The 12,873-nt window shown below is 66.3% G+C and carries 14 protein-coding genes; all 14 read left to right on the forward strand.

Annotation, left to right across the window (positions count from 1 at the left end):
* Positions 1 to 15 precede the first annotated feature (15 nt).
* The 14 genes from G4D77_RS22120 (at position 16) to G4D77_RS22185 (ending at position 12,853) form a co-directional block, all read left to right on the forward strand.
* Positions 16 to 567 carry a hypothetical protein gene (locus tag G4D77_RS22120; RefSeq protein ID WP_016445568.1) on the forward strand — a complete coding sequence of 184 codons (552 nt, stop codon included), beginning with the start codon at positions 16 to 18 and terminating at the stop codon, positions 565 to 567.
* 22 nt (positions 568 to 589) lie between these two features.
* On the forward strand, positions 590 to 1,969 hold the full coding sequence (locus tag G4D77_RS22125) for a PelD GGDEF domain-containing protein (RefSeq protein WP_016445569.1): 1,380 nt from the start codon (positions 590 to 592) through the stop codon (positions 1,967 to 1,969).
* A complete protein-coding gene (locus tag G4D77_RS22130) occupies positions 1,962 to 2,984 on the forward strand; it encodes a hypothetical protein (RefSeq protein ID WP_154833599.1) in 1,023 nt (340 codons plus the stop codon). The genes G4D77_RS22125 and G4D77_RS22130 overlap by 8 nt, the downstream gene beginning before the upstream one ends.
* Positions 2,981 to 4,537 (forward strand): GT4 family glycosyltransferase PelF, encoded by a 1,557-nt coding sequence (gene pelF / locus G4D77_RS22135; protein WP_047326524.1) that lies wholly within the window; start codon positions 2,981 to 2,983, stop codon positions 4,535 to 4,537. The genes G4D77_RS22130 and pelF overlap by 4 nt, the downstream gene beginning before the upstream one ends.
* Positions 4,537 to 5,910 (forward strand): exopolysaccharide Pel transporter PelG, encoded by a 1,374-nt coding sequence (pelG, locus tag G4D77_RS22140; RefSeq protein ID WP_016445572.1) that lies wholly within the window; start codon positions 4,537 to 4,539, stop codon positions 5,908 to 5,910. The genes pelF and pelG overlap by 1 nt, the downstream gene beginning before the upstream one ends.
* A 208-nt stretch (positions 5,911 to 6,118) precedes the next feature.
* Positions 6,119 to 6,925 carry an amino acid ABC transporter substrate-binding protein gene (locus G4D77_RS22145; protein WP_016445573.1) on the forward strand — a complete coding sequence of 269 codons (807 nt, stop codon included), beginning with the start codon at positions 6,119 to 6,121 and terminating at the stop codon, positions 6,923 to 6,925.
* 131 nt (positions 6,926 to 7,056) lie between these two features.
* A complete protein-coding gene (locus G4D77_RS22150; protein WP_012207336.1) occupies positions 7,057 to 7,710 on the forward strand; it encodes an amino acid ABC transporter permease in 654 nt (217 codons plus the stop codon).
* 147 nt (positions 7,711 to 7,857) lie between these two features.
* Complete coding sequence (locus G4D77_RS22155) at positions 7,858 to 8,625, forward strand: amino acid ABC transporter ATP-binding protein (protein ID WP_154833600.1); 768 nt, start codon at positions 7,858 to 7,860, stop codon at positions 8,623 to 8,625.
* A 218-nt stretch (positions 8,626 to 8,843) separates the two neighbouring features.
* Entirely contained in the window at positions 8,844 to 9,683 is an 840-nt protein-coding gene (locus G4D77_RS22160) for an ABC transporter ATP-binding protein (RefSeq protein WP_154833601.1), read from the forward strand.
* The gene (mlaE, locus tag G4D77_RS22165) at positions 9,680 to 10,462 is read left to right on the forward strand and encodes a lipid asymmetry maintenance ABC transporter permease subunit MlaE (protein ID WP_016445576.1); all 783 of its coding nucleotides are present in this window, start codon (positions 9,680 to 9,682) and stop codon (positions 10,460 to 10,462) included. Before G4D77_RS22160 ends, mlaE begins: the two co-directional genes overlap by 4 nt.
* 43 nt (positions 10,463 to 10,505) lie before the next feature.
* Positions 10,506 to 10,991, forward strand: coding sequence for an outer membrane lipid asymmetry maintenance protein MlaD (mlaD, locus tag G4D77_RS22170; protein WP_016445577.1), 486 nt, complete (start codon positions 10,506 to 10,508; stop codon positions 10,989 to 10,991).
* Entirely contained in the window at positions 10,988 to 11,788 is an 801-nt protein-coding gene (locus G4D77_RS22175; RefSeq protein ID WP_034364771.1) for an MlaA family lipoprotein, read from the forward strand. The genes mlaD and G4D77_RS22175 overlap by 4 nt, the downstream gene beginning before the upstream one ends.
* Positions 11,789 to 11,903: 115 nt before the next feature.
* A complete protein-coding gene (locus G4D77_RS22180; protein WP_016445579.1) occupies positions 11,904 to 12,545 on the forward strand; it encodes an MlaC/ttg2D family ABC transporter substrate-binding protein in 642 nt (213 codons plus the stop codon).
* Positions 12,546 to 12,565: 20 nt separating this feature from the next.
* Positions 12,566 to 12,853: an STAS domain-containing protein gene (locus G4D77_RS22185; RefSeq protein ID WP_047473032.1), complete on the forward strand. Its 288-nt coding sequence runs from the start codon at positions 12,566 to 12,568 to the stop codon at positions 12,851 to 12,853.
* Positions 12,854 to 12,873: the final 20 nt, after the last annotated feature.

Consider the following 12,873-nt stretch of genomic DNA (forward strand, 5'->3'; position numbering starts at 1 on the left):
TCAAGGAGCCTTTCCATGACACACCGCACTTCTTTTGCCTCCCGCCTTCGCGTGCTCACGGGTATGGCCCTTGTCGGCCTGCTGTCTGCCTGCTCGACCATCGACCGGGGCACGGCGCCCGCGCTGGAGACGAACGCCAGCTGGGCCGTGCTGCCCTTCGAGAACCACACCGAGACACCCATGGCCGGCAACCGCGCCGCCGCCATCGCCACGGCGCTGATCAATGCGCGCGGCGTGGGCCAGGTCAAGCGCTACACGGGCGATGCGCTGCAGGAGACGCTGTTCGACGGCCGCGACGCCAAGCGCCGCGAGGACGCCCTGGCCTGGGCGCGCGGCGAAGGCGTGCGCTATGCGCTGACGGGCGCGGTGGACGAATGGCGCTACAAGGTCGGAGTGGATGGCGAACCGGCCGTGGGCGTGACGCTGGAGATCGTGGACGTGGGCACCGGCGCCACCGTGTGGAGCGGCGCGGGCGCGCAAAGCGGCTGGAGCCGCGAGGCCCTGGCCGCCGTGGGCCAGAAGCTGATCCGCAATCTGCTGGGCACGGGCCTGGCCAACGCCCGATAAGCGCATCGAGGAACGATTTTCCATGCCAGACCAAGCCACCACGCCCAAGGCGGCACCGCATCCCGATGCACCGCGCCGAGCCGGCATTGCCGCGGAATTCAGGGGTTCGCCCCTGGGCCTGCTTGTGCAGACAAGCGCCAAGCCCTGGGTGGTGGTGGGAGAGACGCTGCTTTTGCCGTTGCTGGCCCTGTTGGTCGGCATGTGGGCCAACCCCGCCAACCCCCTGTGGGTGGAGGCGGAGTTTCCCTGGGCCTGGCTGGCGCCCGTGGTCGTGGCCCTGCGCTACGGGCCCGTTGCCGGCCTGTCGGCGTCCGGTGTGCTGCTGCTGGCATGGCTGGGCGTCAACCAGCGGGATCTGTCGCTGTTTCCCGAACAGTATTTCCTGGGCGGCCTGATCCTGGTCATGGTCGTGGGCGAGATCTCCAGCCTGTGGCGCGCGCGCATACGCCGTGCGCGCACGGCGCAGAACTACATGGACCAGCGCACCGAGCAGCTGATCCGCCAGCACTACCTGCTGCGCCTTTCGCATGACCGCCTCGAGCAGGAGCTCATAGGGCGTCCCGTGTCCATGCGCGACGCCATCAACGTGCTCAGCGGCCTCAGCGGCGCCGAGGGCGATGCGCAAAGCCTGCTCAACCTGCTGGCGCGCTTCAGCCAGATCAGCGTGGCCAGCCTGGTGCCCGTGCGCAACGATGTGCTGGACCCCACGCCCATTGCCCAGCTGGGCGGCGAGCGGCCCATCCATGTCCATGACCCGCTGGTGCGCCAGGCGCTGGACAGCCATGTGCTGTGCCATATCTCGCAAAGCATGGCGCAAGGCCAGCAGACGCAGTACATCGTCGTGGCGCCCATGCTGGACCTGGAGGGCGAGATCTACGGCCTGCTGCTGGTCGAGGAAATGCCTTTCTTCGCACTGCAGGAAGAAGCGCTGCAGACCATCAACCTGCTGCTGGGCTACTACACCGACAGCGTGGCCGCCAACAGCCTGGCCGCACCGCTGCTGCAGGCCTATCCCGACTGCCCGCCGCACTTCGCCTTCGAGGTGCAGCGCATGGAGCATGTGAACCGCAGCGCGCGCCTGAGCAGCGTGGTGGTGGCGCTGGAGCTGTCGCCATCGGCCGTCCAGGCGCAGATGGCCCAGCAGATCATGCGGCTGGAGCGCATGCTGGACCGCTCCTGGCTGCAGGAGCGCGATGGCCGGCAGCTGCTGGCCATCTTCATGCCGCTGGGCACCAACGCCACGGCCGAGGGCTACCTGAACCGCATCGAGGCCTGGCTGGCCCAGCGCGGCGTGGCCTCGCTGGCCGATGCGGGCATCTTCCCGCGCACCATCTTGCTGGACCGCTGCTCGGCCATCAGCGTGCTGGAGCGGCTGCACCAGATGGGGCAGGGCCATGCTTAACCTCAAGCTGGCCCTGGGCGCGCTGGCCGCGGAAATCGCCTCCTGGAGCAGCCTGTGGCTGCTGCGCAGCCAGTCGGATGCCGCCCTGCTGGGCTATCTCATGGCCCATGGATTGGCCAGCGGCCTGCTGGCGCTGTGCCTGGCGCCGTTCCTGGCCACCTCGGCCAGGTCGGTGCGCCAGCGCCTGGCCCTGGTGGCGCTGATGGGGCTGTTTGCCTATGCCGTGCCGGGGGCCGGCATCCTGGGCGCCGTCGTGGCCACCATTGCGCTGCACACGCAGCGCGGTCCGCGCGGTGGCCAGCGCTTTCCGGTGATGCCCCTGCCCGATTTCGACCCGCACCAGCAGTCCGGAACCAGCCGCCGCCAGGCGGGCCTGCAGTCCTTCCTGGCCAATCCCAATGTGCCCGTCGCCTCGCGCATGCGGGCCATGGTGGCGCTGGGCAGCGTGCCGGGGCGCATTGCCTCGCCCATGCTGCGCACGGCGCTGGGCGATTCCAGCGAGGACCTGCGCCTGCTGGCCTACAGCATGCTGGACGCCAAGGAGCGCGAGATCAGCAAGACCATCCACCAGGAGCTTCAGCTGTTCGAGCATGCCCGCCAGTCCGAGGGCGATGCGCCCTGCGGGCCGCGCGGCCTGCAGGCGGCTCGGGCGCTCACCGACCTGTACGCGGAGCTGGTCTACCAGGGCGTGGCGCAGGGCGATGTGCGTGACCACGCCATCCAGCAATCCCTGCACTACTGCGACCTGGTGCTGGCCCAGCGGCCCGACAACGCGCTGCTGCTGTTGCGCCGTGGCCGGCTGTTGCATCTGCAGGGCAGGCAGGTGGAGTCGCTGGCCTGCTACGAGCGCTCGCTGGCGCTGGGCATGGAGCCCGCGCGCGTCGTGCCCTACCAGGCCGAGCTGCTGTTCGAGCGGCGCGAGTTCGCCAAGGCGCAGGCGCTGATGCGATCGCTGGACATCGAGCATGCCCTGCCGCGCCTGAAGCCCAGCATCCGCTACTGGAGTGCCTCATGAGCCGTGCGAGCCAGTTCCCCACGGCGGCCAGTGCGGACATCGCGCTGTTGCTGGAGGGCACGTTTCCCTATGTCAGCGGCGGCGTGTCCAGCTGGGTCAACCAGATCCTGCAGGCCTATCCCGAGCACCGTTTCGCCATCGTCTTCCTGGGAAGCCGGCGCGAGGACTATGGCGATTTCCGCTACGCGCTGCCGCCCAACGTGGTGCACTTCGAGCAGCATTTCCTCTTTGACGCCCTGCACTCCAACATCCAGCCCGCGCCCTCGCGCGGCCATCCCGAAGCCCTGGCCAAGGCCCGGGAGTTCCTGCAAGCGCTGGAGGCGCATGACGGCACTGCCGAAAGCCGGGCCAAGGTGCTGGCGGCCATGCGCTCGATTGCGCTGGAACTGCAGCCCGGCGGCAGCCTGCCGCTGGAGGATTTCCTGCACAGCGAATTCGCCTGGGACCTGATCCGCGACAGCTACCGGCGCCACTGCACCGATCCATCGTTCGTGGACTTCTTCTGGACCGTGCGCATCATGCTGCAGCCGCTGTGGCTGATGGCGCGCATCGCCCACGGGCTGATTCCGGTGCGCGTGCTGCATACGGTCTCCACGGGCTATGCGGGGTTTCTGGGGGGGCTGCTGCACCATTCGCGCGGCCTGCCGCTGGTGCTGTCCGAGCATGGCATCTATACCAAGGAGCGGCAGATCGACCTGCTGCAGAGCACCTGGATCCGCGACAACCGCAACATCTTCCAGCGCGACCCCATGGAGGTGTCGTTCTTCCGGCAGATGTGGATACGGTTTTTCGACTGGATGGGGCGCTTTTGCTATGGCGCGGCCGATCCCATCATTGCGCTGTACGAGAACAACCGCCTGCGCCAGGTGGCCGATGGCGCGGCGGCAGAGCGCACGGTCAGCATTCCCAACGGCATCCGCATAGAGCGCTTTGCGCCGCTGCGCACCCAGCGGCCGGCCGAGACGCCGCCCGTGCTGTGCCTGATCGGCCGCGTGGTGCCCATCAAGGACATCAAGACCTTCATCCGCGCCATGCGCCGCGTGGTCAACCGGATGCCCCAGGCCCAGGCCTGGGTGGCCGGCCCCACGGCCGAAGACCCGGCCTATGCCGATGAATGCCAGAACCTCGTGGACAGCCTGGGCCTGCAGGCCAACGTACGCTTTCTGGGCATGCAGAAGGTGGAGGAGTTGCTGCCCAAGGTGGGCGTGGTCGTGCTGTCGTCCATCAGCGAGGCGCTGCCCCTGGTGATTCTCGAAGCACAGGCCGCCGGCGTGCCCGTGGTCAGCACCGACGTGGGCTCGTGCCGCCAGCTCATCGACGGGCTGGGGCCCGAGGACCAGGCCCTGGGCTCGTGCGGGCGCGTGGTCGGCATTGCCAACCCCGAGGCACTGGCCGATGCCTGCCTGGAGCTGCTGGCATCGCCCGGGCAATGGCAGGCCGCCAGCGCGGCCGGGATTGCGCGCGTGGAGCGCTACTACTCCGACCGGCTGCTGTTCGAGCGCTACAGGCAGGTCTATGACAGGGCGCTGCAACAGTCCGAGGAAAAACACTGATGGCCGGCATTGGATTCGAACTGCGCCACCTGCTGCGCAAGAACACGCTGACCAGCGTGCTCCAGGCCTACGCCTATGCGGGCGTGATCGGCTCGGGGCCGTGGGTGTTCTCCATCATCGGCATCCTGCTGGTGGGGGTGTTCAGCGTCAGCGTGGTGGCGCCGCCGCTGCTGGTCACGCAGTTCCAGACCTCGGTCACCTACCTGGTGGCCAGCAGCCTGATCCTGACCGGGGCGGCGCAGCTGGCATTCACGCGCTTTGTCTCGGACCAGCTGTTCCTCAAGAAGGACGAGAGCATCCTGCCCAACCTGCATGGCCTGCTGCTGGTCGTGGTGGCCACTGCCAGCGCGCTGGGCACGCTGGCGCTGTTCGTGGTGCTGCCGGGCCAGGGCCTGCTGTACCGCGTGCTGATGCTGGCGGGCTTCACGCTGATGTGCGTGGTCTGGGTCATGACCGTGCTGCTGTCGGGCCTCAAGCACTACCGGGCCATTGCCGGGCTGTTCGGTGCCACCTACCTGCTCATCGTGCTGCTGGCGCTGCCGCTGCGCTACTGGGGGCTGGAAGGGCTGCTGGCCAGCTTCGTGATCGGCCACGTGCTGCTGCTGGCCGGCATGTGGCTGATCGTGCTGCGCAGCTTTCCGCTGCAAAAGCGCTGGATCGCCTTCGACTTCACGCAGCGCTCGCTGATCTTTCCGGCGCTGATCGCCATCGGCGTGCTCTACAACCTGGGCATCTGGATCGACAAGTTCATGTTCTGGTACTACCCGCCGACCTCGCAGCAGATCATCGGCGGGCTCAGGGCCTCGCTGATCTACGACCTGCCGGTGTTCCTGTCCTACCTGTCCATCATCCCGGGCATGGCGGTCTTTCTGGTGCGCATCGAGACCGACTTCGTCGAGTACTACGACAAGTTCTTCGATGCCGTGCGCGGCGGCGGATCGCTCGAGTACATCGAGTCCATGCGCAACGAAATGGTCTACGCCATCCAGGCGGGCCTGGGCGAGATCGCCAAGGTGCAGACGCTGGCCGTCCTCGTCACCCTGGTGGCCGGGCCGGCCATCCTGCAGTTGCTGGGCATCTCCCAGCTGTACCTGCCGCTGCTGCATGTGCAGGTGGTCGGCGCCGGGCTGCAGGTGGGCGTGATGGCCGTGCTCAACGTGTTCTTCTATCTGGACGAGCGGCGCATCGTCTTCATGCTGTGCCTGCTGCTGGTGGTGCTGAACATCGCCTTCACGGGCATTTCGCTGGCGCTGGGCGCCGCGTTCTATGGCTACGGCTTTTGCCTGGCCATGCTGGTGACGCTGTGCGTGGGCCTGTTCATGCTCTCGCGCGAACTCAACCGGCTCGAGTACAAGACCTTCATGCTGCAGTGACCGGCAGGCATCTCTCGCCCTTTGCCGATTTGCACGGTCTTGATCCAGCGTGTTGGCGGGGGGCGCCGGTCTGCGCGACAATACGGGATTCGGCGCCGGCACCCAACCGAGACAAAGGTTCCGCCAAGGAACCATTCATTACAACGATTGCGCACCTTGCGTGCAGCGGCCGCCGCCTTTCGCTTTTTCCACTCCAAAGCTTTAAGCCATGAAAAAACGCACCCTCTTGGCCATGGTGGCCCTGTCTGCACTGCTGGCAGCCTGCGGCAAGAACGAGTCCGCATCGACCGCCGCCGCGCCGGTTGCCGCCCCCGTGCCGGCAGCCATGACCAAGTTGGTGATCGGCCTGGACGACAACTTCCCGCCCATGGGCTTTCGTGACGACAAGAACGAGATCGTCGGCTTCGACATCGACATGGCGCGTGAAGCCGCCAAGCGCATGAACGTGGAGGTGGACTTCAAGCCCATCGACTGGAGCGCCAAGGAGGCAGAGCTGGTCGGCAAGCGCGTCGACGCGCTGTGGAACGGCCTGACCATCACCGAAGAGCGCAAGAAGAACATCGCCTTCACCGCGCCCTACATGGAGAACCACCAGATCATCATCGTGCGCGCCGACTCCGACATCAAGGACAAGGCCGGCCTGGCCGGCAAGGTCGTGGGTGCGCAGGATGGCAGCTCGGCCGTGGACGCCATCAAGAAGGACGCCGCCGTGGCCGCCAGCTTCAAGGACCTGAAGACCTTCGGCGACAACATCACCGCGCTGATGGACCTGTCGGCCGGTCGCCTGGACGCCGTCGTGGTCGACGAGGTCGTGGGCCGCTTCCACGTGGCCAAGAAGGCTGGCGAGTACCTGGTGCTCGAGGACAACTTCGGCACCGAGGACTACGGCGTGGGCCTGCGCAAGGAAGACACCGAAGTTCTGGGCAAGCTTGAAGCCGCGCTGGCCGAGATGAAGAAGGACGGCAAGGCCGCCGAAATCGCCTCCAAGTGGTTCGGCAAGGACATCATCAAGTAAATCCGGCACACCATGCGACCGGCAAGGCCAGCCTGGCATTGCCGGTCTTTTGCGTTCTGGGACGCACGCGCCCGTGGCTGCCCGGATCCTGCCGATGCCGGCGGGGCCGCGCACCGCACTGAGGCCATTCGATGGAATATGTAATCTCGCTCATGGGGCCGCTGTCCGCCGGCGCCCTGGTCACCCTCAAGCTCTTCGTCATCACCCTGGCGCTGTCCATTCCCCTGGGACTGTCGCTGGCGCTGATGCGCATCTCCCGCTTTCCCGCCCTGAGCCGGCTGGTCGGCGGCTACATCTGGCTGATGCGCGGCACGCCGCTGATGCTGCAGATGCTGTTCATCTACTTCGCGCTGCCCTTCGTGCCCGTGATCGGCGTGCGCCTGCCCGATTTCCCGGCCGCCGTCGTCGCCTTCGCGCTGAACTACGCCGCCTACTTCGCCGAAATCTTCCGCGCGGGCATCCAGTCCGTGGACCGCGGCCAGTACGAGGGCGCCAAGGTGCTGGGCATGAGCTACGGCCAGACCATGCGCCGCATCATCCTGCCGCAGATGTGGGCGCGCATCATCCCGCCCGTGAGCAACGAGACCATCACCCTGGTCAAGGACACCTCGCTGATCTACGTGCTGGCCCTGAACGATCTGCTGCGCGCGGCGCGCGGCATCGTGCAGCGCGATTTCACCATCACGCCCTTCGTGGTGGCCGCAGGCTTCTATCTGGTCATGACTCTCGTGTTGACCTGGATCTTCCAATACCTAGAAAAACGCCATGCAAAGTATGACGCGTGAAACGCGACACCCCCTGAGTCGCTTCGCGCCTTCCCCCTCTCTCGCTACGCGGGAGGGGGACGACACCCTCGGTACGGGGCGGCCCTTCCTCGGTGTCCCATGCCTGGGTTGCGCCCCTTTCGTCGGCATTGAACATGGGCAACTGACATGAATACCGAAACAATGATCAGTGCGCAGAACATCTGCAAGGGCTTTGGCGGCGTGCCGGTGCTGCGCGGCGTTTCGCTGGAGCTGGCGCGTGGCGAGGTGGTGGCCATCATCGGTCCCTCGGGATCGGGCAAGAGCACCTTTTTGCGCTGCCTCAACCACCTGGAAACCATTGACAGCGGCCGTGTCGCCGTCGAGGGCGAGGTGCTAGTGGACAGCGGCGCGGACGGCCGTGCCCACTACGTGCCCGAGGCGCAGATCCGCCAGATCGGCCGCAAGATGGGCATGGTGTTCCAGTCCTTCAACCTGTTCCCGCACCTCACGGTGCTGGAGAACGTCATCGAGGCGCCCATCATCGTCAAGGGCCTCAGGCGCGAGCAGATCGTGCCCAAGGCCGAGGCGCTGCTGCACAAGGTGGGCCTGCTGGAAAAGCGCGATGCCTATCCCAACCGTCTGTCGGGCGGGCAAAAGCAGCGCGTGGCCATTGCCCGGGCCCTGGCCATGGAGCCCGACATCCTGCTGTTCGACGAGCCCACCTCCGCGCTGGACCCCGAGCTGACCGGCGAGGTGCTGCGCACCATGCGCGAGCTGGCGCAGGAGCACATGACCATGCTGGTCGTGACCCACGAGATGGGCTTTGCCCGTGAAGTGGCCAATCGCGTGATCTTCATGGACAAGGGGGAGATCGTCGAGCAAGGCCCTGCGGAAGCATTCTTTGCGGCGCCGCGGCACACACGGACCCAGGCATTCCTGCAGAACATGTTGTAAAAAAACATCTGTCCAGTCCGGATTTTCCCCAGGTCCAGAGAGCGTGCAACGCTTGTGTAGCAAGCAAAGCATGCTCTTTTTTTTATGGCGGTTTCTGCCATGACTTTTTGAGAAACATACACGGATGTATGTTTATCTCGGGCGGTGGTGAGCAAGCAGCGGCACCTGTCTGCACAATAGCGGGCTTGCCTGCGAACATTTATCGACCGCACCACAGCATGATCCCAACCGCCTCTTTCGTGGAGTTGCGCAACGTCACCTTCGGCTATGGCGAGCGTGTGATCCTGCGCGACCTGTCGCTGCAGGTGCCGCGCGGCAAAGTCACGGCCCTGATGGGCGCATCGGGCGGGGGCAAGACCACCGTGCTGCGCCTGATCGGCGGCCAGCAGCATGCCCAGCAGGGGCAGGTGCTGTTCGATGGCAAGGACGTCACCACCATGGACGCAGCGGGCCTGTACGCTGCGCGCCGGCGCATGGGCATGCTGTTCCAGTTCGGCGCCCTGTTCACCGACATGAGCGTGTTCGACAACGTGGCCTTCCCGCTGCGCGAGCACACCGACCTTCCCGACGAACTGGTGCGCGACATCGTGCTCATGAAGCTGCATGCCGTGGGTCTGCGCGGTGCGCGCGACCTCATGCCCAGCGAGATATCGGGCGGCATGGCCCGCCGCGTGGCGCTGGCGCGGGCCATTGCACTGGACCCCGAACTGGTCATGTACGACGAGCCCTTCGCCGGGCTGGACCCCATTTCCCTGGGCACCGCTGCCCAACTGATCCGAGAACTCAACGACGCCATGGGCCTGACCTCCATCCTGGTGTCCCATGACGTGGAGGAAACCTTCCATGTGGCCGACCATGTGGTCATTCTGGGCAACGGCGGTGTCGCCGCCCAGGGCTCGCCCGAGGAAGTCAAGGCCAATCCCGATCCGCTGGTGCAGCAGTTCATCCACGCACGCGCCACCGGCCCCGTACCCTTCCATTACCCCGGCGTGAGTGCCGAAGAGGATTTCGGCACGCCTGAAAGCCCGGTCAAGGCCAGCGGCCGGAGGCGCGCATGAACCGGCTGCATCCCGCTCGCATCGGCGCGGCAGTGCGCCACCAGTTGACCCAGCTGGGCATGGGCACCCGCCTGTTCGGCCGCCTGCTCGCGCTGATGGGGCCGGCGCTGGGCAGGCCGCGGCTGATTGGCGACCAGATCCATTTCCTGGGCAACTATTCGCTGGCCATCATCGGCGTGTCCGGCCTGTTCGTCGGTTTCGTGCTGGGCCTGCAGGGCTACTACACCCTGCAGCGCTACGGCTCGGCCGAGGCGCTGGGCCTGCTGGTGGCGCTGTCCCTGGTGCGCGAGCTCGGTCCCGTCGTCACGGCGCTGCTGTTTGCCGGCCGTGCCGGCACGGCGCTGACGGCCGAGATCGGCCTCATGAAGGCCGGCGAGCAGTTGTCGGCCATGGAAATGATGGCCGTGGACCCCGTGCGCCGCATCCTGGCGCCGCGCTTCGTGGCCGGCCTGATCGCCATGCCGCTGCTGGCCGCTGTCTTCAGCGCCGTCGGCGTGATCGGCGGCTGGCTGGTGGGCGTGGTCATGATCGGCGTCGATGGCGGTGCCTTCTGGGGCCAGATGCAAAACGGCGTGGACTGGTGGTATGACCTGGGCAACGGCGTTCTCAAGAGCCTGGTGTTCGGCGTGGCGGTGACCTTCATCGCGCTGCTGCAGGGCTATGCAGCCAAGCCCACGCCCGAAGGCGTGTCCCGCGCGACCACGCGCACGGTGGTGATGGCCTCGCTGGCCGTGCTGGGGCTGGACTTCCTGCTCACGGCCACGATGTTCAGCCTTTGACCCGGCACCGAAGCCACCCCCGCAAAACAAGGAAAAACAAACCATGCAGCAATCCAAGAGTGATGTCTGGGTCGGACTGTTCGTGCTGATCGGCGCTGCGGCGCTGGTGTTCCTGGCGCTGCAGTCGGCCAACCTGCTGAGCCTGAGCTTCCAGAAAACTTACACGCTGACCGCGCGCTTCGACAACATCGGCGGACTCAAGCCCAAGGCGGCCGTGCGCAGCGCGGGCGTCGTCGTGGGCCGCGTGGAATCCATCACCTTCGACGATCAGGTCTTTCAGGCCAGCGTGACCATGGCCATGGAAAACCGCTACGCGTTTCCCAAGGACAGTTCCCTGAAGATCCTGACCAGCGGCCTGCTCGGCGACCAGTACATCGGCATCGAAGCCGGCGCAGATGACCACAACCTCAAGGATGGCGACCGCGTCGTCGCAACCCAGTCGGCCGTTGTGCTGGAAAATCTGATCGGACAGTTCCTCTACGGCAAGGCCGAGCAGGGTGGCAGCTCCGGTGCAGGAGGCAAAGAATGACAACCAACCATGAACAGGCGACCGCGGGTCGCCCTGCAGTCCAGGCAGCATCCTGGCAGCGCGCAGCCATGCTAGGCACATTGGCCGCCGCTTCGCTGCTCGCCGGCTGCGCCACCGCGCCGGGCGAGGCCCGCAATCCCCAGGACCCGTTCGAGCCGTTCAACCGCAGCGTCTACTCGTTCAACGACGGCCTGGACCGTGCCGTCCTGAAGCCGGTGGCCACGGCCTACCGCGACGTCACTCCGCGTCTGGCCCGCGATGGCGTGAGCAATTTCTTCTCCAACCTCAGCGATGTCTGGTCCTTCGTGAACAACGCGCTGCAGGGCCAGGCCGAAGGCGCCTACAACTCCGTCGTGCGGTTCTCGGTGAATACGGTCTTCGGCCTGGGCGGCTTGCTCGACATCGCCAGCGAGGCCGGCATCGAGCGCCAAAAGCAGGACTTCGGCCAGACCCTGGGTCGCTGGGGCGTGCCCACCGGGCCGTACCTGGTGCTGCCGCTGCTGGGCCCGTCCACGGTGCGTGACACTGCGGCTCTTCCGGTGGATGCCTGGGGCAACCCCATGTCGGCGATCAACGACATCCCGGTTCGCAACAGCCTGTATGTGCTGCGACTGGTGGATACACGTGCCCGCCTGCTCAATGCCTCCGACACGCTGGACTCCGTCGCGCTCGACCGCTACAGCCTGACGCGCGATGTCTACCTGAACCTGCGGCGTGGCAAGTCGGGTGATGACGGTCGCATCGAGGATTACGACGACGATGCCGGCAAGCTGCCGCCCGAAGACGGTGCGAAGTAAGCAGTTCGTAACATCCCGAGATGAAAAACGGCCGCTGCCTGACATGGCGCGGCCGGAAAAATGTGCAATATCAACCCGGTCCGGGGCATGAGGCCCTGCTGGGAAAGGAAGAGTGATGATCAATCGACGTGCCTGGAGCGCTGCCGCTGCAGCCATGCTGGCCATGGGAACCCTTGGCGCGGCACTGCCGGCCCGCGCAGCCGGCGAGACCCCCGATGCGCTGATCAAGCGTGTCTCCACCGACGTGCTGGAAACCATCAAGAAGGACCCCTCGCTGCGCGAGGGCGATGTCTCCAAGGTCAATGCGCTGGTCAATGACAAGGTCATGCCGTATGTGAATTTCCGCCGCATGACCTCCGCCTCGGTGGGGCCGGCCTGGCGCCAGGCCACGCCTGCGCAGCGCGAGAAGCTGGAGACCGAGTTCAAGGCCCTGCTGATCCGCACCTATTCGGGCGCGCTGACGCAGGTTAGTAACCAGACCATCAACGTCAAGCCCCTGCGCGCGGCAGCCGGCGACACCGATGTGCTGGTGCGCACCGAAGTGCTGGGCCGCGGCGAGCCCGTGCAGCTGGACTACCGGCTCGAGAAGTCCGGCGACGGCTGGAAGATCTACAACCTGAACGTGCTGGGTGTGTGGCTGGTGGAAACCTACCGCAACCAGTTCAGCCAGGAAATCAATGCCCGCGGCATCGACGGCCTGATCGAGACCCTGGCCACGCGCAGCAAGATGCCGGCCACGCCGCCCTCCAAGGGCTGACAGCCGCGGACGCACGCGCCATGCTGCAGCTCCCCCGTGAACTGACCTACCGCCAGGCGCGCAGCTGTCTCGTGCAGCTGCGGCCCCAGGTGCAGGCCTTCGATGGCGCCCAGGTGCGTGTCGATGCCAGCGGTGTCGAGGTCTTCGACTCGGCCGCACTGGCCGTGCTGCTGGCCTGCCGCCGCACCGCGAAGGCGGCAGACAAGCAATTGGTGGTCGTGGGCCTGCCGCAGGGCCTGCAGTCCATGGCGGCGCTGTATGGCGTCGACGGGCTGCTGGCCGACACGGCCGCATCCTCCCCCTCCTGAGCCGGCGCAGCGCGCCGCTG

Source organism: Delftia sp. WY8 (assembly GCF_018437695.1).
GTDB classification, from domain to species: domain Bacteria; phylum Pseudomonadota; class Gammaproteobacteria; order Burkholderiales; family Burkholderiaceae_C; genus Comamonas; species Comamonas tsuruhatensis.

Bases quoted from the DNA above. Each gene is read 5' to 3' on its own strand.
- G4D77_RS22120 (WP_016445568.1), top strand. From the start codon at position 16: ATGACACACCGCACTTCTTTTGCCTCCCGCCTTCGCGTGCTCACGGGT.
- G4D77_RS22125 (WP_016445569.1), top strand. From the start codon at position 590: ATGCCAGACCAAGCCACCACGCCCAAGGCGGCACCGCATCCCGATGCA.
- G4D77_RS22130 (WP_154833599.1), top strand. From the start codon at position 1,962: ATGCTTAACCTCAAGCTGGCCCTGGGCGCGCTGGCCGCGGAAATCGCC.
- pelF (WP_047326524.1), top strand. From the start codon at position 2,981: ATGAGCCGTGCGAGCCAGTTCCCCACGGCGGCCAGTGCGGACATCGCG.
- pelG (WP_016445572.1), top strand. From the start codon at position 4,537: ATGGCCGGCATTGGATTCGAACTGCGCCACCTGCTGCGCAAGAACACG.
- G4D77_RS22145 (WP_016445573.1), top strand. From the start codon at position 6,119: ATGAAAAAACGCACCCTCTTGGCCATGGTGGCCCTGTCTGCACTGCTG.
- G4D77_RS22150 (WP_012207336.1), top strand. From the start codon at position 7,057: ATGGAATATGTAATCTCGCTCATGGGGCCGCTGTCCGCCGGCGCCCTG.
- G4D77_RS22155 (WP_154833600.1), top strand. From the start codon at position 7,858: ATGAATACCGAAACAATGATCAGTGCGCAGAACATCTGCAAGGGCTTT.
- G4D77_RS22160 (WP_154833601.1), top strand. From the start codon at position 8,844: ATGATCCCAACCGCCTCTTTCGTGGAGTTGCGCAACGTCACCTTCGGC.
- mlaE (WP_016445576.1), top strand. From the start codon at position 9,680: ATGAACCGGCTGCATCCCGCTCGCATCGGCGCGGCAGTGCGCCACCAG.
- mlaD (WP_016445577.1), top strand. From the start codon at position 10,506: ATGCAGCAATCCAAGAGTGATGTCTGGGTCGGACTGTTCGTGCTGATC.
- G4D77_RS22175 (WP_034364771.1), top strand. From the start codon at position 10,988: ATGACAACCAACCATGAACAGGCGACCGCGGGTCGCCCTGCAGTCCAG.
- G4D77_RS22180 (WP_016445579.1), top strand. From the start codon at position 11,904: ATGATCAATCGACGTGCCTGGAGCGCTGCCGCTGCAGCCATGCTGGCC.
- G4D77_RS22185 (WP_047473032.1), top strand. From the start codon at position 12,566: ATGCTGCAGCTCCCCCGTGAACTGACCTACCGCCAGGCGCGCAGCTGT.